Origin of the sequence: Flavobacterium sp. DSP2-3-1 (assembly GCF_049896865.1) — a bacterium.
Classification (GTDB): Bacteria; Bacteroidota; Bacteroidia; order Flavobacteriales; family Flavobacteriaceae; genus Flavobacterium.
In genome coordinates this window covers 1-19,807 of the sequence record NZ_JAFCVD010000003.1, presented here as the reverse complement: position 1 = coordinate 19,807, position 19,807 = coordinate 1, and the positions used below count along the sequence as shown (strand labels likewise).

Below are 19,807 nucleotides of genomic sequence, written 5' to 3'. Positions count from 1 at the left end.
TAATATTAAGCAAAAAAAGAAGCTGTTTTGAGGCAGCTTCATTTTTTTTTAAAAGTTTGGTGATAAGTCGTATTTCTTATAAAAGGCATTTAGGACATCAACCACTTCATCTTCAGTGTCTACAATTTTAAATAAATTCAAATCTTGAGCACTTACAGTACACTCTTTTTCTACTAAAACTGTTTTAATCCAATCAATTAATCCCGACCAAAAGCTGGTGCCAACAAGAATAATTGGGAATTTTGCTATTTTTTTGGTCTGAATCAAAGTTATCGCTTCAAACAATTCATCCATAGTTCCAAAACCTCCCGGCATCACCACGAAGCCTTGCGAATATTTGACAAACATCACTTTTCGAACAAAAAAATAATCAAAATTAAGATTTTTATCACTGTCAATATACGGGTTAAAATGCTGCTCAAAAGGCAATTCAATATTCAATCCCACTGATGTTCCTCCGCCAAGATGTGCTCCTTTATTTCCGGCTTCCATAATTCCGGGACCGCCGCCAGTAATCACGCCATAACCGGCTTTACTGATTTTGTATGCAATTTTTTCAGCCAATAAATAATTAGCATCTTCAGGCTTCGTTCTTGCGGAACCAAAAATAGACACACAAGGACCAATGCGTCCCATACTTTCGTAACCGTTTACAAATTCGGCCATAATTTTAAAAATCGCCCAACTGTCATTCGTTCTTATTTCGTTCCAGGTTTTTCTTTTTAGACGATCTTGGATCACTTTATCTTCGTCATTATCAAAATCTTCTAATCTCATATTCAAAAATATAATTTAATTTCTGTTTTTTTGGGAGCTATTTCCTGCTATCCTTTTCAATCTTTATTGTTTTAAAGAAAAACAATAAAGGATTTCCATTGCTATCAGGGCTAAGTAAATTTAATACGTTTGTTCTTCAATTGACTTTGTTATTGTAGCGATAACTTTACCGGTATGTTCAGTAGTTTTTGATTCTATAAGCATAATTAAGCATTCGTCAGTTGACGAAACTCTGTGGTTTATACCTTTTTTCACCACAAATAAATCTCCTTTTTTCATAGAGAGTTTGGTCTCGTTTTCAATTTCCATTAATAGTTCTCCCTCTACAATGTAAAATAATTCATCTTCATTTTCGTGATTATGCCATGGCAGATCTTGGCCTTTAATTTTAGCCACCTTGATAAATTGATCATTAACTTCGCCAATTATTTTAGGTGAAAAGTAGTTTTCGACATTACTAAACGCTTCTTTTAAATTCATGATTTCCCGAGATTATTTTTTTATTTTTTAGTAATACTAAAGTAATTCTTTTTTTAAAAATTGCGCCGTATAGCTTTTTTTATTTTTTATAATTTCCTCAGGAGTTCCTTTAGCAATCAGTTGTCCGCCGCCTTTTCCACCTTCAGGACCAATGTCTATAATATAATCTGCCAGTTTAATCACGTCCATGTTATGTTCGATAATCAATATCGTATTCCCTTTGTCAACCAGTTTATTAATCACTTCCATCAACACTCTTATGTCTTCAAAATGCAGTCCCGTTGTAGGTTCATCCAGAATATAAAACGTGTTTCCGGTATCTTTTTTTGATAACTCTCCAGCCAGTTTAATGCGTTGTGCTTCACCACCGGAAAGCGTTGTGCTTTGTTGCCCCAGTGTAATATAGCCCAAACCAACATCCTGAATGGTTTTTACCTTTCTATAAATCTTCGGAATCATTTCAAAAAATGGAACCGCTTCATCAACCGTCATATTCAAAACATCCGAAATTGATTTCCCTTTGTACCGAATCTCCAATGTTTCTCTATTAAAACGCTTCCCTTGACAAGTCTCACATTCCACATATACATCAGGTAAAAAGTTCATTTCAATCGTTCGCACGCCAGATCCTTCGCAGGTTTCGCAACGTCCGCCCTTTACATTAAAACTAAATCGTCCCGCTTTATATCCCCGAATCATACTTTCAGAAGTCATCGTAAACAGATTTCTGATTTCGGTAAAAACTTCCGTATAAGTTGCAGGATTACTTCGTGGTGTTCTACCAATCGGGCTTTGGTCAATATCAATCACTTTATCGATATGTTCCAATCCTTCAATTTTTTTGTATGGTTGCGGTTTTTTAACACCATTAAAATAATACGCGTTCAAAATAGGGTAGAGCGTCTCATTAATCAAAGTTGATTTTCCACTTCCCGAAACTCCAGTCACACAAATCATTTTGCCCAAAGGCAATTCTATCGAAACATTTTTTAGATTGTTTCCAGTTGCTCCGGTCAGTTTTAGGAATTTTCCATTTCCTTCCCTACGTTTCGCAGGAACTTCGATTTTCATTTCGCCATTCATGTACATCGCTGTAATAGTATGATGTTTCAGGATTTCAGCAGGTGTTCCTTTACTGATGATTTCACCGCCATATTTTCCTGCTTTTGGTCCAATATCAATCACATAATCCGCACGTTCAATCATGTCTTTATCGTGTTCCACTACAATTACGGAATTTCCAATATCACGTAATTGTTCCAGCGAATGAATTAGTTTTTCGTTGTCTCTTTGGTGTAAACCAATACTTGGTTCATCCAGAATATACAACACACCAACTAACTGAGAACCAATTTGAGTAGCCAATCGGATTCGTTGCGCTTCACCACCTGAAAGGGATTTAGAGCTTCGGCTCAAAGCCAAATAATCCAGACCTACATTCATCAAAAAGTTCAATCGGTCCTTAATCTCTTTGATTACTTCAGTAGCGATACGCTTTTGTTTGTCAGATAAATGGTTGTCTAAATCATTAAACCAAATAGTCAAATCTGAAATGTCCATATCGCACAATTCGGTAATATTTTTTTCATTAATTTTAAAGAACTGTGATTCCTTTTTCAAACGGGAACCTTTACAAACCGGACATTTTATTTCGTCCATAAATTCTTTTGCCCAACGTTTTATGCTGGTTGAACCGCTTTCGTCATGTTGATTTTTAATGAAATGTGAAATCCCTTCAAAATCAATTTTGTATTCTCTGGCAACTCCTAAATCTTTGGAGTTTATGGTGAATTTTTCCTTCCCACCATTCAAAATCATTTCCATCGCTTCCTCAGGAATAGTTGCTACGGCATCAGTCAATTTAAAACCATATTTTTCGCCTATGATTTCCAATTGCTTGAAAATCCAAGATGATTTATATTCGCCCAAGGGAGCAAATCCACCTGCTTTTATAGATAATTTTGGGTTTGGAATGATCTTTTTAGTGTTGATTTCGTTTACCGTTCCCAAGCCGTTACAATGCTCACAAGCACCTTTTGGGGAATTGAAAGAAAATAAATTGGGTTCCGGATTTTGATAGGAAATCCCGGTACTTGGACACATTAAATTCCTGCTAAAAAAACGAACTTCATTAGAATCCTGGTCCAAAACCATCAATACATTCTCTCCGTGATGCATGGCTGTGTTGATGCTTTCTGTCAAACGTTTTTCATTATCTGCAGTGTCTTCAATCACCATTCTATCCACAACAATTTCGATGTCGTGCGTTTTATAACGGTCTAATTTCATGCCCAAAGTAATATCCAGCACATCGCCATTTACACGAACTTTAAGGAAACCTTGCTTGGCGATTTGTTGAAAAAGTTCCGCATAATGTCCTTTTCGAGCACGTATAACAGGCGCTAGAATATTGATTCGTTTGCCGGTAAAATCCTGAATAATTAAATCTTTGATTTGCTCATCAGAATAAGAAACCATTTTTTCGCCGGTGTTATAACTGTACGCATCAGCACCACGAGCGTATAACAAACGCAGGAAATCATAAATTTCAGTAATCGTTCCTACGGTGGAACGCGGACTTTTACTGGTGGTTTTTTGTTCGATAGCAATTACAGGTGAAAGTCCATCAATTTTATCCACATCGGGACGTTCCAATCCACCAAGAAACTGTCTGGCATAAGCTGAAAAAGTTTCTACATAACGGCGTTGCCCTTCGGCATAAATAGTATCAAAAGCTAAGGAGGATTTTCCTGAACCTGAGAGTCCGGTTATTACAACCAGTTTTTCACGTGGAATGGAAACATCTATATTTTTTAAGTTGTGTACGCGAGCGCCCTGAACTTCAATGGTATTGTCTTTGTCTAACATAATTTTTGCAAAAAAGCAAAGTTACCATTTTGATTTATTCTTTCCGTACAACAGTTTAGAAGTTTATGTTAAAGATTTTGGTACTTTTGACGATGTTTGGAAAAACATTCAAGACATTCACAGCAGAGCATTACACTTTTTTTTTATGAAAACAAGAATAGGAATTTTAGGATTGGGTGGAGTGGGTGGTTATTTTGGCGGACTATTGGCGAAAGCTTATTTTGAATCAGATGCAATCGAAATTGTATTTATTGCCCGTGGTGAAACTCAAAAAGCAATAGACCACGACGGTTTAAAAATTATTGCTGATACAACCGAAATGATTGTTTTCCCTACTTTGGTTTCGAATAATCCAGATGAAATAGGGAAACTCGATTATCTTATTTGTGCCACTAAAACCTATGATATCGAAACCAGTTTCGGATCTATTAAAAAGTGCATTTCGGCAACGACCATAATTCTACCACTATATAATGGTGTAGATGCTGTGGAACGCATTCAAACATTATTTCCTGAAAATACGATTTTGCAAGGTTGTGTATATATCGTTTCGATGATTGAATCGCCGGGAATTATCAAGAAAATTGGTTCTTACGAAAAACTATTCTTTGGTTCCAAAACAGCAGCAATCTCCATACTGACGCAATTACAATCAATTTTTGAAAATGCCAATGTCGATAGTTATCTTGTTGCAAATATTGAAGAAACGGTTTGGGAAAAATTCATTTTTATTTCAGCGTTGGCATCAGCGACTTCGTATTTGAACCAGAATATTGGTGGAATTTTAAATAATCCTGAAAATAAGGCAGAATATATTTCATTGTTGGATGAGATCACTGCTGTCGCTGTCGCAAAAGGGTTAGCGCTGCCCGATGATATTGTGGCTCAAACGATTATCAAACTTGAAAAATCGCCACAAGACAATACATCATCTATGCACAGAGATTTATTAGCTGGACATAAAACAGAATTGAATTCGCTTACAAAATATGTGGTAAATGAAGGTTTTAAATATGGTATTGCAACTCCTGTCTATAAAAAAATAGTGGAGAAGCTTTCTTAAAAACTGATCTAAAATTATTCTTCTTCACCGTCGTTTTGGTCTGCTTCGTTTTGAGTATCTTCTTTTTCACCAGAAACTATTTCGAAAAAACTAAAAATTGAACCACCATAACTTTTTTCGAATGAAAAGTGAATCATGTGATCCAGTTTGGTATATTTCGAATGTTCGATTACCATCATTCCGTCTTCATTTAACAATTCTTTTTCAAAAACTAATAATATGATTTTCTCGAAAGTTTTTTGGTCCAAAGCATAAGGTGGATCCGCAAAAATAATATCGTAAGACGTTTTACATCTTTCTAAATACATAAAAACATCACTCTTTGTGGCAGCAATATTAAAATCATATTCGGCAGCCACTTGCTTGATAAATTTTACACAACCAAAATCACCGTCAACAGAAGTAATCGGCGTGCTTCCGCGAGAAGCAAATTCGTAACTGATATTTCCGGTTCCTGCGAATAAATCTAATATTTTTAGTCCTTCAAAACTGAAATGATTGTTCAAAACATTGAATAATGCTTCTTTTGACATGTCGGTAGTGGGGCGAACTGGTAGGCCTTTTGGTGGAAAAATGCGTCTTCCTTTGTATTTTCCTGAAATGATTCTCATGAGTTGAAAAGTATAAAATGATTTCTGTTTTCGGCCTCAGAAAAATAATTGTTCCATCGCAAATCTTCCACATCAATTAGGGAAACGTTGCGAATGTATTTGTAAGTGATTTTAAAATAATCACTTTCGATATCAATATTTCCGATTAGTTCCAGTGGGAAGTTTTCGGGATTTAAATTTAATTGTTCGGCAGTGAATAATATGTAATATAAGAAATCTTCCGGTGTATTGTAATCAAATGAATTGAAAAGGAGTAGTTTTTGGTTCTGAACTACAATGATTTCAAAATGACCTGTATTAATATGGACAAACATTTTTTTCTCATCCTTATTTTTGGAAGCAACTAAAAGTTTGGAAACCAAAATGCTGTTGGCATGTTTATAATCGAAAGCACCAAATTGGTCAATAAAAAAATTATTGATATTCACATACGGAATGTAAACCGCATTCATTTGATAGTTTGGAATTTCATCAAAAGCGAAAAAATCCGTTTCAAAAACCTTTGTATTGTATTGTAAATAGCTGCCCAAAAAGTTTTCGTCAAATAATGGTTCCGGAACAAAAGTTGAAAGATTGTTATTATGAATCACCAGGATTTCATCGTAAGGGTCTTTTAATTCCGGATGATTATTGAAAGCATTGGCAAACAAATCTTCAGTTTTTGTGCCTTTATTAAAATTATCAAAAAGCACTTCGTTAAATGAAGTTACCGTATTATTCAGCGTATCAAAACAACAAAAAGAAAGTCCTGTCAAGGAAACTTGAATGGAAAGTTTTTTATATTTTTTTTCGACTATGTTCATAATACTATTGCTTTTTTCAACAACGCAAAGTTACGTATTTAAAAATCAATAACAATTGCAATGGCAAAATTCAATGGCAAAATTCAATTGCGATGACAATAACAACAGTAATGATAATAGCAATGATAATGGGAATGACAATAGCAAAATTCAATGGCAGTAATTGAAAATTGAAATTGCTATTGACATTAAAATTGAAAAAACATTCTTTACTTTGCATCCAAATAACACGAAATGAATTCCTCCCTGTTTTATAGTCTTTTACAAAAAAAGTTTCCTTTTCAACCCACGTATAAACAGGATATTTTTTTTCAAAAAATAGCAATTTTTTTAACCGAAACCGACAATAGAACCATTTTTGTTTTAAAAGGATATGCGGGAACGGGAAAAACAACCGTGATTTCCACGATTGTAAATAGTTTATTGGACATCAATAAAAAATATGTTTTATTAGCGCCCACAGGTCGTGCGGCAAAAGTGATTGCTAATTATTCGAACAAACCTGCTTTTACAATTCATAAAAAAATCTATTTTCCCAAGAAATCTTCCGGTGGCGGCGTTTCGTTTACATTGCAGCAAAACAAACACAAGAATACGATTTTTATCGTTGATGAAGCGTCTATGATTTCAGATACGAATTCGGATTCGAAGCTGTATGAAAATGGTTCGTTGCTCGATGATTTGATTTCTTATGTATATTCGGGAACGAATTGCAAAATGATTTTACTGGGAGATACCGCTCAGTTGCCACCGGTAAATTTAGATATTAGTCCCGCTTTGGACATTCGCACTTTGGGAATGAATTATGATAAGGAAGTAGAACATATCGAGCTAGATGAAGTGATGCGTCAGGAAGAAAATTCCGGAATTTTGCATAACGCAACCGAACTTCGAGAATTATTGAAAGATTCCTTTATCGATGAATTCAAATTTGATGTCAAAAAATTTAAAGATATTGTGCGGTTGACCGATGGGTATGATATTCAGGATGCCATCAATTCCGCCTACAGCAATTATAGTATAGAAGATACTGCTTTTATTGTTCGTTCCAATAAAAGAGCGAATCAATATAATGAGCAAATCAGAACCAAAATCCTTGATAAAGAAAGCGAACTTTCCACAGGAGATTTCCTGATGGTGGTGAAGAACAATTATTTTTGGTTGAAAGATTCGGATGAAGCGGGTTTTATTGCCAATGGTGATATTATTGAAGTGTTGGAAATTTTCAATATTAAAGAATTGTATGGTTTTAAGTTTGCCAAAGTAAAAATTAGAATGATTGATTACCCTAATCAGATTCCATTTGAAACGGTATTACTGATGGACACTATAAAAAGTGAATCGCCATCGTTGACTTATGAAGAATCAAACAGATTGTATCAGGAGGTGTTGAAAGATTATGAAGGCGAAACCAAATTCAATCAGTTCCAAAAAGTAAAAGCCAACGAATATTTCAATGGCCTGCAAGTGAAATTCTCGTATGCAATTACGTGTCATAAATCACAAGGCGGTCAATGGAATACAGTTTTTATTGAACAACCTTATTTGCCGGACGGAATCAATAGAGATTACATTCGCTGGTTGTATACCGCAATGACCCGAGCTAAAAATAAATTATATTTGATCGGTTTTAAAGATGAGAATTTTGTCGAATGATACAATATTTCTATTCCCGAGGAGAAACAAATTAGCCTCGGATCTTTCAATGATTTAACTGTGTTAATAAAAATAAGGTTAACTTAAGGAAATAAATTCTTTTTTGGTGATAAAATCTATCAAAACAAAGCGTTTTTCTCCCATTTTGAGTAAGAAAAAAACTTTGTAATGATGACTCCTGTTAAAGCAGTTAAAGGAGAATGTCAAGAAATTAGAAATAGAGATCAAGCTCCAAACGACTTGTGTTCGACAGCAGTGTTTAAAGTCAGACAGCATGTAGAATCTCTTTTTAATTGGTTGATTAAAAAAACAAATATTCAAAAAACAGGTAGAGTTAGATCCTCAAGAGGATTATCACTACATCTGTAAGGCAAAATTGCAGCTGCTTTTATAAAATTTATATTTTAACACTCAATTCACAAAATTAAGTTAATGACACATATATAGTTTAGCTGAATGCGCAGTATTTGTTTGCATATCTAAATTATCTTTATCTATTTATCGCAGCCTGATCGGTCAAGAACAACAATTTTCCATCTAAAGGTTTAATAAGTTGCGTAGGATATTTTTCAGGATTATAATCGCCATATAAAACTTCGTTTAACGCATGTGCTTTACTTTCTCCGAAAGTTATTACCACAATTTCCTTCGCTTTGTTAATGAAAGGCGCAGTTAGGGTTATTCGGTACATATTTTGCGACTCGAGATAATAGGCCGATACCCATTTATTATTTTCATGCAATACGGCTTCACCGGGAAATAGTGAAGCGGTATGTCCATCATCGCCCATTCCTAATAAGATTAAATCAAATTGTCCATGATCTCCTGTAAAACTCTTTATCAATTTTTCATATTCCAAAGCATATTCCTCCGGTGCAAAACCTTCCTTATACATTGGAAATAGGTTGCTTTTTGGTATGCCAACATGATTTAGCAGGTAGTCCGATGACATTTTCGCGTTGCTGCGTTCATCATCAAGCGCCACCCAGCGTTCGTCACCCCAAAAAATAAAAACATTTTCCCAATCTATCTTGGACTTGTATTGGGATGTTGCCAAAAGCTTGTATAGTGATACAGGCGATGAACCGCCAGTAAGCGCTACCAAAAAGCGGCCCCGCTTCTGTATTGCATTTTGTGCCGCAGCAACAAATATATTGGCTGCGTGGGGTGTTATTTTTTCTTTATTATTAAAAATACTTACCATCTGTTACTTCTTTTTCTTTTAATTCTTCGTCATTAAGCGAGTTTGATGCCCATTCATGTCCCTGACGGGCAAGTAATTTATTTGCTTCTTCAGGACCCCAGCCCCCGGCTTCATATTTATACAAACTTGAAAACTTATCGTTTTCCCAAGCTTCCTGAATGGTTGTTACTACATCCCATGCTTCTTCAACCTGATCTGAACGCATGAATAAAGTAGGGTCTCCCAGCAAAGCATCCAATACTAATGTTTCATAAGCTTCAGGTGATTGAGTGGAACATGAAAAATAATCAAAAACCATCTCTGCAGGTTTTAGCGAAAGTGACAGGCCAGGTTTTTTTGTCATAAACTGCAGCCTAATATCCATTGCAGGCTGAATATTTATAATTAAACGGTTAGGCATCATACCTTCTTTTCCAAAAGAAAAGGTAGAATGGGGTACCGGCTTAAATTGTATAACGATCGAAGATTGTTTTTCTTTCATTCTTTTGCCTGTTCGAACGTAAAAGGGAACACCTTGCCAACGCCAGTTGTCAAGATAAAATTTCATGGCTACAAATGTTTCTGTGTTAGAATTGGCCCCAACTCCCTTTTCTTGCAAATATCCGGGTACTGATTTTCCTTTTATTGATGCCTTATCGTATTGACCCCTCACCGTGTAATGTTTTACTTCTTCTGGAGTTATACGACGTATCGCTTTTAAAACGTCAGCTTTACGGTTTCTGATTTCATCTGCTTGCAATGATGTTGGAGCTTCCATCGCTACCATAGTTAAAATTTGCATTAAGTGATTTTGTATCATATCCCGAAGTGCGCCGGCATCTTCATAAAACCCGCCACGATCTTCAACCCCAACTTCTTCTGCAACAGTAATCTGGACAGAATCAATAAAGTTACGGTTCCAAAGCGGCTCAAACATTGAATTTCCAAAGCGGAAAGCTAGGATATTTTGCACCGTTTCTTTACCCAAATAATGGTCTATTCGGTATATCTGTTCCTCTTTAAAAGTTTTTGATAATAGCTCATTTAGCAGTACTGCAGAACTTTTGTTGTATCCAAAAGGTTTTTCAATAATAATACGGTCCTGTGCAGGATTAGCAGCAAGATCCATTTTCTTTATATTGTTTGTGATTGTTTCAATGAAAGATGGCGCTATTGACAAGTAAAAAAGTCTGTTGGCACGTTCGCCAAAAGACAAATCAATAGCGTCCAACTTTTGTTTTAGTACTTGATATGATTCCTCTTGATCTATATCATTTTGCAAATAATTGATATGAGTAGCAAATTGTTGATAGGCTTCTGTTGAAGCTATTTTATTTCTGGAAAACTCCGTCAGGTTCTCGCTTACATGGTCTCTATATAATGTATCGCTTCTCTCTGCTCTTCCTAACGCTAAGATTTTAAACTTTTCTGGCATGCGACCATCAAGGTAAAGATTATAAAAAGCTGGAAAAAGCTTTCTTTTTGCTAAGTCGCCCGTTGCCCCAAAAACAACAATGATGGTGGGCTTTATAGTATTGACATTATTCATTTTGTTCCATTTAAAATTTAGTCATTCCACTCTGTGTGGAATATACCGTTAGTATCGATACGCTCATAAGTATGTGCCCCGAAGTAGTCGCGCTGCGCCTGTATAAGACTAGTAGGAAGTTTTTCAGATCGATAAGCATCAAAATAAGCTAAAGAATTCATTAAGCCCGCAATAGGTATCCCTTTTTGAACTGCAAATTGTACCGTAGACCTAATACTGGATTGATTCTCGTTTACGGCCTTTGCAATAGTATCATCGAGCAATATGTTTTTTAGTTCTCCATTTTTGGCGTAAGCCTGGCGGAAATCTTCAAGCACTACAGAACGAATAATACATCCACCACGCCAAATCTTGGCAATGGTTTCAAGGTTCAGGTCATAATTATACTCTTGTGAAGCTTTTGTTAATAATGCTAATCCTTGTGCATAGGTTATTAATATAGAAAAATGTAGAGCTCCTTCTAGTGCTTCTACAGCCGAAGGCAGATCAGTGTTACCTTGTTCTGCATTCCAAACTAATTTCGCGGAAGCCTCAATTCTTTCCGGCTTATTTTTAGACATATTTCGCATTGAAACGGCAGCATCGATAGTGGGAAGCGGTACTTCTAAGTCCATGGCATTTTGGGAAGTCCATTTTCCGGTCCCTTTAGATTTTGCCCAATCGGATATCACATTTATAAGCTTCTGTCCGTCAGTATCTGTTTTTTTTAAAATATGTCCTGTAATTTCAATTAAGTAGGATTGAAGTTCAGTGTCATTCCAGTCTTCAAATACTTTTTGAATTGTAGAATCGTCTAATCCGTAGCCGCGTTTCATAAGATCGTAAACCTCTGAAATAAGCTGCATAATACCGTATTCAATTCCGTTATGAGCCATTTTTACGTAGTTACCCGCAGATCCGTTGCCTAAATATTCGACACAAGGTTCGCCATCCACTTTGGCTGCTATCGATTCAAAAATAGGTCTTAGTCTTTCATAGGCTTCTTTATTACCGCCGGGCATAAGGCTCGGGCCAAATCGCGCTCCTTTTTCACCACCGGAGATACCCATTCCAAAAAAGTGAATTCCTTTGGCTGATAATTCTGTAAATCTACGGTCGGTATCAGTAAAATAGGTATTTCCACCATCGATAATAATGTCTCCTTTATCTAGGTGGGGCAATAGGCTTTGAATGACAGTATCTACAGGCTTTCCTGCAGGTACTAATATCATAATAGCTCTTGGTTGTTTAAGAAGTTCTAAAAACTCTTTTACTTCTGTTGTGGCTTTAATTTGGTGTTGGGGATTAGCTTCCTGTGTTAAGGACAACACTTTTTCCGTATCCAAATCCAAGCCTGCCACAGCATGTTTTTGGTCGGCCATATTTAACAGCAGATTACGACCCATGACCCCTAGGCCAACTATACCAAAATCGAATGTTTTCATAATTAGTATCTAAATTTATTATTGCAAAAAAAGGCTGGAATTTATAAATAAATCCCAGCCTTCATCCATTAATTACGCTACAGTTACACTGTTTATAGCATCTTTTAATGCTTTAGCAGCAGCAGCTGGGTCTTCAGCACCATAAATGGCACCCCCTGCAACAGCTACATCAGCACCAGCAGCTACAACATCTTTGATTGTATCGATGTTAACTCCACCTGCAACAGAAAAGGGAACTTTTGCTAGTCTTCCTTCACTGATTAGTGTTTGTACAGAGTATCCAGCTAATGTTTGTTCGTCAAGACCAGCATGTAACTCTACAAAAGCAACTCCAAATGCAGTTACCTCTTGAGCTCTTTCTACTCTGTTTTTAACTCCAATAGTATCAACTACTACCTTTTTACCGTGTTTTTTTGCAGCTTCAACCGCTCCTTGTATAGTAGCATTATCTACAGCACCCATAACTGTTACTAAATCTGCTCCTGCTAAAAATGCGATCTCTGCTTCTAAGAAACCAGTATCAGCAATTTTCATGTCTGCAAAAATCAATTTGTCAGGGAAAGCGGCTTTCATTGCCGTTACAACTTTAAGGCCTTCTGATTTAATTAGCGGTGTGCCTAATTCTATAATGTCCACGTAAGGTGCTACTTTGTGTGCCAATTCTAATGCTGCTTCTGTAGTAAGTAAATCAATTGCGACTTGTAATTTTGTCATGTCTAAATGTATAAAAAAAATTAATAATAAGTAATATAAAAATCGTTATTCCAGGTTGGCGTGTTTGGGCCATAGTTCTTCTTTCGTTAAACCAGATTCTTGCCATAGGGTCATGAAAACACTTTCTAACACTAATAATGTAAACTGTTCAAAAAGGCTGCCCGCATATTGTTTAGAAACGGAAACACCGAAGTCTGTTTTTGTTGCAGCATTTACTAATATAATAGCGTCTGCCAATACGGCTAATTTGCTTTTTGCATCGGCAGTAATAGCGATAACAGTAGCTTGTTGACTCTTCGCTTTCTCAGCTGATGACAGTACGGAAGCAGTAGTTCCCGAACCCGATGCGAGAAGAAGTAAATCTCCTTTTAAAATAGCAGGTGTATTGGTTTCTCCTACAATGAATACGGTATATCCTACATGCATGAACCGCATTGCTGCCATTTTTAATGCAAGTCCGCTCCGGCCAGCTGCCATAACAAAAATTCGTTTGGCTGCTTTAATTTCGTGAACCAAAACCTTTATTTGTTGAGGATTTATCTGATTTGCCAGTTGTCTATTTTCCTCTAAAATAGCAAGTAGATTATTGTTTGTAAAAGTATCCGTGTTCATTTTGTTTTATTTAAGTAAAGTCATGCGTTCCTTTAAATATTCCAATTCATAGCAATACGAGTGAGTAATTCTAGCATGCTGTTCTCGAGTGTTTTCTTTTGGGTATAGCGTAATTGAAAGTACAGGACACCTTTATTTTCCTCCTAAACAGCATTAAACTAAATAGATAAACTAGAATCGCTTTTAGCAACAGCAATAAGTCTTTTTTAATAGTCTTAATTACTGATGCAAAGATATAGCAACAGGGAGGGTAGGGTGTTATATAAACAAGACTATGCGGTATAAATTTGCGCCAGTCCGTTTTGTAGGTCGGTTGGGGTTTCCTTTAGTTTTGCTTTTACAAATTTATTAAGTGCAGACGGGGAACTGAATCCAAGGTCAAAGGCGATTTCTTTGTGTGAGAGATCCGTAAATAATAATTGTCTTTTAATTTCTATCAGGATTCGGTTGTGGATAGCATTTATAGCCGTTTCGCCAGAATAATTTTTATTTAAAGCATTGAGCTTTTTAGTACTGATAGCCAGTTTTGAGGCGTAGTATTGTACGGTACGCTCGCTTTTATAGTGATGGTTCAAAAGTTTTTTAAAGTCAATATATGTTTGTTGGTTTGGTCCTTGCGCATCATGATGTAGAACAGGATGCTGACCATGAATGGATTCTATAAGTCCTAAAAGGAAAATTTTGATATAAAAACGCGCCTGTTCTTTTTTGACAAGGCTGGGGGCGTTGTAAATATCCTGTATGTTTTTTATAATTGGAAGCACTTGTTCAAATTCAAGGCTAGATAGTGCCGTACAATTTAGATGTGCCGATAGGTTAACATTATAAGCACTGAGCTCATTTTTTAATATATCCGAACAAAACAATACTTCTTCAAATAATATAATTTTACCTGTCAAATCAGTACTCAGATTAGACAAAAAGTGAATTTGATCCGGAAATATAACGGCTATTTTTCCTGAATTTAATAAATATATTTTGTCTTCAATATGTACTTTACTAGTTCCAGACTCTACTAGTATAATACAAAAATGATCTTTTTTATGTGGTTTCAAATAATCTTGTAGACTTGCCGTCCCGAGGTCAAAAACTCGGAATGACAAATTTTTATCATCCGTTTTTTGAATATTTTTCTTGATCTCTAACCTCTTTAAATGCATAGAATATTTTTTTATATAAGTGCATATCGCGCTTAAATTACCAACTCTAATCAATCAAGTTTATAAAAATTTCATGTGCCGTAATACTCGCAACGATAATTTAGTAAATTCAATATAATTATTTTTCTGCTTACATTTCGTTACTATATTTATAATCAAGGTTTAATATCAGAAAAAAGAAGTGGCAATGAATTTGCGTAAAACAGTAATTCACAAAGATACACTTTTCTTAATTTTACGGGAATAATTGAGTCTAAAATTAAGCTACAACTTGATTTATTGCCGTTCTTAAGTTATTAATAAGGAATTATATTTTACACCTTATTTGGAAAAATAACCTCATTGATCACTCGATTCCAGCGTAAATGGACAACCGGTTATCAGATAAATGTAATGGTTCATTGTTATCATTAAAACAAAAAATAACAATGGGGAACTAGAAAGTCAGAGGTAAAAAGTGAATCAAGAACAAGCATTCTGATAAAAAATAATTTAAATTCGAATTGTATCTGACTTTTGTTTTTTTAGGTAAAAAAAATAGTAAAAAAGTTTAATTTAACTATAATAAAATTTGATTTTTAATAATTTAATCTTTTGAAAAAGAACATATTTCAGCAGTTTTTTATTTCTTTTCGTGGTTTCACGACGTTTCAAAAAGAAATTTTTTTAGGGTATAATTCGATCGAGGAATTCCTTTGTAATGGGTTTTTGCATTAAGGAAACCACATTTAGCTCTTTACAAACTCGGGCAATATCAAAATCGTCATTTGTGTTTGAAACAGTAACTACTTTAGATTTATTGGTCCTAAAAAAATTAAAACTATGCACTTTAGTGCTTTTCGCTATTAGCTTCTAAAAATGTACATCTGAAATATGGATTTTCAAAGAACAAATAAACTAAAGTATCAAGTTTAACCGTTCATATCGTTTGGTCCATAAAGTATAAGTATAGAGTTTTGCAAGGGGATATTAAAATGCGATGGAACTATTTTGATACAAATATGTGAAGGGGAAGGCGTTCAGCTATTAAAAGAAGTAGTGTCAAAAGATCATGTCCAAATGCTTATTGAATATCGACTTTCCCAAGATTTAAGCACTTTGGTTAAATTATTGAAAGGGCGTTCTTAATGAAAACTACAAATTGAATTCCTACATCTAAAAAAAAGATATTGGGGTTGTCATTTTTAGTCTGTATGTTTTGGATGTTGGAGTACGAGTAATTTTACAGATGTAATGGTAAATCAATATTTGGAACATCACAGAAACCCGCATGAGAATTATAATGACAACTTTATAATTGAATACTAACAACCGTGCAGACTTTACGACTACTAACCAAATTTATGGATCTACAGTCCGAAGTGGTTTATTTAATTAAAAGAGGATATTTTTTTTACGATTAAATTTTGGCTACACTATTAAGACCGCTACATTTTTCGATTCTCTATTTTTCGATTGGTGCAGATAGCAACGAATATGAATTGATAAATAGATCGCAGTGTTTGATTTACTTGAAGGTTATTTTAAATTCATCAATTCGTATGGTTTTCAAGCAAGGTAGCATTGATTATTGATAAAAAGAACTATTTTTGAAAGTATGTACTTTGTTAATTATTTTTTATTTTATTATTTTTGGCGATATTTAAAATAGTTGCAGTTTTATGATCATAAATGGTTTTTTCGGATTTTTTTTAAGAATAAAAATAAAAAATGAATTCGTAACAGAATAAATGGATGAAGACCGAACGCATTTATTAGTAAAATAAAAAAATCATATTACCTTAGCGCTTCAGCAATTCCGTATAAAAATGAAAATAATAGCAGTTATTCCCGCCCGTTACGCTTCAACACGATTTCCAGCTAAACTGATGCAGGATTTGGGAGGTAAAACGGTTATTTTAAGAACTTATGAAGCCGCCGTAAACACGCAATTATTTGACGATGTTTTTGTGGTAACGGATTCGGATTTAATTTATAACGAAATCGTTTCTCACAACGGAAAAGCCATCAAAAGTATCAAAGAACACGAATCAGGAAGTGATCGAATTGCAGAAGCAGTCGAAAATATGGACGTTGATATTGTAATTAATGTGCAGGGAGATGAACCGTTTATTGATTCGGAACCTTTGGTAAAAGTCATTGCAGTTTTTAGAAATGATTTGGACAAAAAAGTAGATTTGGCTTCCTTGATGCGTGAAATTACAAATGAAGACGACATCAACAATCCCAATAATGTAAAAGTGGTTGTGGATCAAAATGGATTCGCTTTGTACTTTTCGCGTTCGGTAATTCCGTATCCAAGAGAGAAAAATGTGGGCGTACGATACATGCAACATATCGGGATTTATGCTTTTAGAAAACAAGCCTTATTAGATTTTTACAGTTTGCCTATGCAATCTTTGGAAGCATCCGAAAAACTGGAACAATTGCGTTACCTAGAATTTGGAAAACGAATAAAAATGGTGGAAACAACTCATATTGGAATCGGAATTGACACTCCGGAAGATTTAGAAAAAGCCATGAAAATGCTGTAATTATTCTAGATTATCGTGATCGAAATAGCCTTTCGTTTTTACTTTGGTGGAAAAGAAATTCAAGAAAAGTACAATAAAAAACAGAAACAATAAGGCTTGTGTAGTTACTAGAAATTTCCCAATTGTGGTGATAGGATAAAAATCACCATAACCAATAGATGAGGATGTTACGATACTAAAGTAAACTGCATCAAACCAATGAAAAAAAGGTTTGTTCATGTAGCTTTCAATTGAATAAAAAACGGCATAAGCAAATGCAATCTCTAAATAATTAAAGAAAAGCAACAACATTGATCTCTTGTACGAACGTGGTTTTGAAAATAAATCAGAAGCAAAAATTAATGTAGGAATGTAAAAAACAGTTTCCAAAAATACATAAACAAGAATCCAAATGAGCCATATATGGCTTTGCCAATGATTTACTAAAATCACTATCGGAAAAACCACTTTGAGTAAAACATAGAAATCCAAAGCTAAAACCTGATATTCGACTCCTTTTTTACTGGCCCAATATTTAATGTAAATTCCGGGAAAAAGCAATTGGGAGCAAGCAAGGATCAAACGCACTATTTTTTCAATTCCATTGTCTTCCTGATGTTCATTATTCCAAATGGATTGAATATTTTGTATTCGTTTTTGAACCGGATTAAATTTTGGTTGAAAACCCTGTGACGTTTTCCCTAGAAGCAATTTTTTTACAATTTTTTTCATTCCATCAGAGTATTAAATAACGCTATGTAAGAGTACAAAATTATTGTGTTTCTTCAAGACTATTGGATTGCAAATTTTCAGAAAGAACATTTCATGGTTCATTATTTAATTTAATTTTTCGATTACAATCAATTCATTATGAATTTCAACTCTAGGTATGGTTTTTATTTGAAATTGACTTATAAAAAAGTCGGAGACGTATTTTTTATTCCTTAGATTTTGACTTTCATTCAGTAACATTGTATTGAAAAGGATAAAACCATAATTTTTTAATAGCGAGCAAACTCTTTTGGTGAAAAAAGTTTCAAATAAAAAATTGGGCATTGTGGTATCTTGGAAAATATCAATAATAATTAAATCGTATTTGGTTTTAGTTTTCAAAACAAATTCGAAAGCATCATCAATTACAATTTCAAGATTTTTCACTTCATCTAATTTAAAATAGGTGTTGGCTATTTTAATTATTTCGGGGTCAATTTCAACTCCGGTAATTTTTCCTTTGTATTTTATTTCATCAACCAATGTTTTGATAACGCTTCCGCCGGCAACTCCCAAAACTAAAATATGATTCATTGGAACTATTTTTTCATAACCAATGTTTTTTAATCCTAACCGCAAAATACGTTGTAAACTGCCGTAAGAATAATTGGCATTTTCAGAATCCAAAACTAGTTCTCCATTAGTCCAAGTCACTTCAATCGATTTACTTAAGACAGATTTCGTTTCATAAATTTTAATTGGAATGAGATAACTGAATATTTTTTTAATCATTAGAGCTGGTTTTACCCAAAAATAAGATTTAAATAATTTATTTTGCCCGAAATAAGAAAGAATGAAAAAACAATTTTACAAATGGATATTTTTCAGGCTCATGGGTTGGAAAATAGTTGGAGGTATTGATGCAAATATCAAAAAATGTGTGATTATGGTTATGCCGCATACGAGTGCGCAGGATTTTTATCTGGGAATTTTTATCAGAGGAATAACCGAGTTAGAAATGAACTGGGTGGGTAAAAAGGAATTGTTTCGTTTTCCTTTCGGATTTTATTTTAGATATATGGGCGGAGAACCACTGGATCGTTCAGGAGGTTTGAACAAAGTCGATTCTATTGCGGCTATTTTTCAAAAAAAAGAAATTTTTCGTTTGGCTGTTGCTCCTGAAGGAACTCGTAAAAAAGTTACCAAACTTAAAACAGGATTTTATTACATCGCTTTAAAAGCAAATGTTCCTATAATTCCGATCACATTTGATTTTGGAAGAAAAGAAGTGAATTTAGGAAATCCAGTTTTACCTTCAGGCGATTATGAAAGTGATATGGTTATTCTGAAGAAACATTATAAAGGTGTAAAAGGCAAAATCCGGGAAAACGGATATTCATTTGAATAAATGTTATATTATTTAAAAAAAAATAAAGTTGGATACGCTTCCACTTATCGTTATCCAACGGCTTCAGCTGCTTCTGCTCTAATTAAAATAAGAGCCGAAGCAGGTGTAACTTTAATTTTTGTTCTTGGTAAATAGATTTGTCTTCAAATTTAAAATGCAGGATTCAAGTTATAAATGCAACTTTTTGATTAAACATATAATTAGGTGTTTCAAAATTAAATCTTTTTCTTGGTCTATTGTTTAATTTCTCTTGTATTTCTATAATTCTCTCTGGA

The 19,807-nt window shown here is 34.4% G+C and carries 17 protein-coding genes and 2 pseudogenes; 5 read left to right on the top strand and 14 right to left on the bottom strand.

Annotation, left to right across the window (positions count from 1 at the left end; all coding sequences use genetic code 11):
- Positions 1-48 precede the first annotated feature (48 nt).
- The 3 genes from ACP7AT_RS04115 to uvrA form a co-directional block, all read right to left on the bottom strand.
- Positions 49-777 (bottom strand): TIGR00730 family Rossman fold protein, encoded by a 729-nt coding sequence (locus ACP7AT_RS04115; protein ID WP_426063083.1) that lies wholly within the window; start codon positions 775-777, stop codon positions 49-51.
- 120 nt (positions 778-897) lie between these two features.
- The gene (locus tag ACP7AT_RS04110; protein WP_426063082.1) at positions 898-1,257 is read right to left on the bottom strand and encodes a cupin domain-containing protein; all 360 of its coding nucleotides are present in this window, start codon (positions 1,255-1,257) and stop codon (positions 898-900) included.
- Positions 1,258-1,293: 36 nt separating this feature from the next.
- The gene (uvrA, locus tag ACP7AT_RS04105) at positions 1,294-4,125 is read right to left on the bottom strand and encodes an excinuclease ABC subunit UvrA (protein ID WP_426063081.1); all 2,832 of its coding nucleotides are present in this window, start codon (positions 4,123-4,125) and stop codon (positions 1,294-1,296) included.
- On the opposite strand from uvrA, the gene ACP7AT_RS04100 reads away from it, so the two are divergent.
- Positions 4,115-5,188 (top strand): ketopantoate reductase family protein, encoded by a 1,074-nt coding sequence (locus tag ACP7AT_RS04100; RefSeq protein WP_426063080.1) that lies wholly within the window; start codon positions 4,115-4,117, stop codon positions 5,186-5,188. The genes uvrA and ACP7AT_RS04100 overlap by 11 nt on opposite strands.
- A 14-nt stretch (positions 5,189-5,202) precedes the next feature.
- Here the strand turns inward: ACP7AT_RS04100 and ACP7AT_RS04095 are convergent, their stop codons facing one another.
- Both ACP7AT_RS04095 and ACP7AT_RS04090 read right to left on the bottom strand, forming a co-directional pair.
- Positions 5,203-5,799, bottom strand: coding sequence for an RsmD family RNA methyltransferase (locus ACP7AT_RS04095; protein WP_426063079.1), 597 nt, complete (start codon positions 5,797-5,799; stop codon positions 5,203-5,205).
- Positions 5,796-6,602: a DUF3822 family protein gene (locus ACP7AT_RS04090; protein WP_426063078.1), complete on the bottom strand. Its 807-nt coding sequence runs from the start codon at positions 6,600-6,602 to the stop codon at positions 5,796-5,798. The genes ACP7AT_RS04095 and ACP7AT_RS04090 overlap by 4 nt, the downstream gene beginning before the upstream one ends.
- Positions 6,603-6,836: 234 nt before the next feature.
- Here ACP7AT_RS04090 and ACP7AT_RS04085 point away from each other — a divergent pair, with 234 nt between their 5' ends.
- Entirely contained in the window at positions 6,837-8,258 is a 1,422-nt protein-coding gene (locus tag ACP7AT_RS04085) for an ATP-dependent DNA helicase (protein ID WP_426063077.1), read from the top strand.
- Between the two features lie 490 nt (positions 8,259-8,748).
- Here ACP7AT_RS04085 and pgl read toward each other — a convergent pair whose 3' ends face one another.
- The 6 genes from pgl to ACP7AT_RS04055 form a co-directional block, all read right to left on the bottom strand.
- A complete protein-coding gene (gene pgl / locus ACP7AT_RS04080) occupies positions 8,749-9,462 on the bottom strand; it encodes a 6-phosphogluconolactonase (protein WP_426063076.1) in 714 nt (237 codons plus the stop codon).
- Positions 9,446-10,990, bottom strand: a complete 1,545-nt coding sequence (zwf, locus tag ACP7AT_RS04075; protein ID WP_426063075.1) for a glucose-6-phosphate dehydrogenase — start codon at positions 10,988-10,990, stop codon at positions 9,446-9,448. Before zwf ends, pgl begins: the two co-directional genes overlap by 17 nt.
- A 17-nt stretch (positions 10,991-11,007) precedes the next feature.
- Positions 11,008-12,414: an NADP-dependent phosphogluconate dehydrogenase gene (gene gndA / locus ACP7AT_RS04070; RefSeq protein ID WP_426063074.1), complete on the bottom strand. Its 1,407-nt coding sequence runs from the start codon at positions 12,412-12,414 to the stop codon at positions 11,008-11,010.
- 72 nt (positions 12,415-12,486) lie between these two features.
- Positions 12,487-13,128 (bottom strand): 3-hexulose-6-phosphate synthase, encoded by a 642-nt coding sequence (gene hxlA, locus ACP7AT_RS04065; protein WP_426063073.1) that lies wholly within the window; start codon positions 13,126-13,128, stop codon positions 12,487-12,489.
- Positions 13,129-13,173: 45 nt separating this feature from the next.
- A complete protein-coding gene (hxlB, locus tag ACP7AT_RS04060; protein ID WP_426063072.1) occupies positions 13,174-13,740 on the bottom strand; it encodes a 6-phospho-3-hexuloisomerase in 567 nt (188 codons plus the stop codon).
- 272 nt (positions 13,741-14,012) lie between these two features.
- Entirely contained in the window at positions 14,013-14,954 is a 942-nt protein-coding gene (locus ACP7AT_RS04055; RefSeq protein WP_426063071.1) for an AraC family transcriptional regulator, read from the bottom strand.
- Positions 14,955-15,823: 869 nt separating this feature from the next.
- Here ACP7AT_RS04055 and tnpA point away from each other — a divergent pair.
- Both tnpA and kdsB read left to right on the top strand, forming a co-directional pair.
- Positions 15,824-16,208: pseudogene (tnpA, locus tag ACP7AT_RS04050) on the top strand (IS200/IS605 family transposase).
- Between the two features lie 500 nt (positions 16,209-16,708).
- Positions 16,709-17,434, top strand: coding sequence for a 3-deoxy-manno-octulosonate cytidylyltransferase (gene kdsB / locus ACP7AT_RS04045; RefSeq protein WP_426063070.1), 726 nt, complete (start codon positions 16,709-16,711; stop codon positions 17,432-17,434).
- Here the strand turns inward: kdsB and ACP7AT_RS04040 are convergent, their stop codons facing one another.
- Positions 17,435-18,145 (bottom strand): potassium channel family protein, encoded by a 711-nt coding sequence (locus tag ACP7AT_RS04040; protein WP_426063069.1) that lies wholly within the window; start codon positions 18,143-18,145, stop codon positions 17,435-17,437. It abuts the gene before it with no gap.
- Positions 18,146-18,250: 105 nt separating this feature from the next.
- Positions 18,251-18,916 carry a spermidine synthase gene (locus ACP7AT_RS04035; protein WP_426063068.1) on the bottom strand — a complete coding sequence of 222 codons (666 nt, stop codon included), beginning with the start codon at positions 18,914-18,916 and terminating at the stop codon, positions 18,251-18,253.
- 61 nt (positions 18,917-18,977) lie between these two features.
- Here ACP7AT_RS04035 and ACP7AT_RS04030 point away from each other — a divergent pair, with 61 nt between their 5' ends.
- A complete protein-coding gene (locus ACP7AT_RS04030; protein WP_426063067.1) occupies positions 18,978-19,532 on the top strand; it encodes a 1-acyl-sn-glycerol-3-phosphate acyltransferase in 555 nt (184 codons plus the stop codon).
- A 163-nt stretch (positions 19,533-19,695) separates the two neighbouring features.
- On the opposite strand, the pseudogene ACP7AT_RS04025 reads toward ACP7AT_RS04030, so the two are convergent.
- A pseudogene (locus tag ACP7AT_RS04025) lies at positions 19,696-19,807 on the bottom strand (IS30 family transposase); the annotation flags it as partial.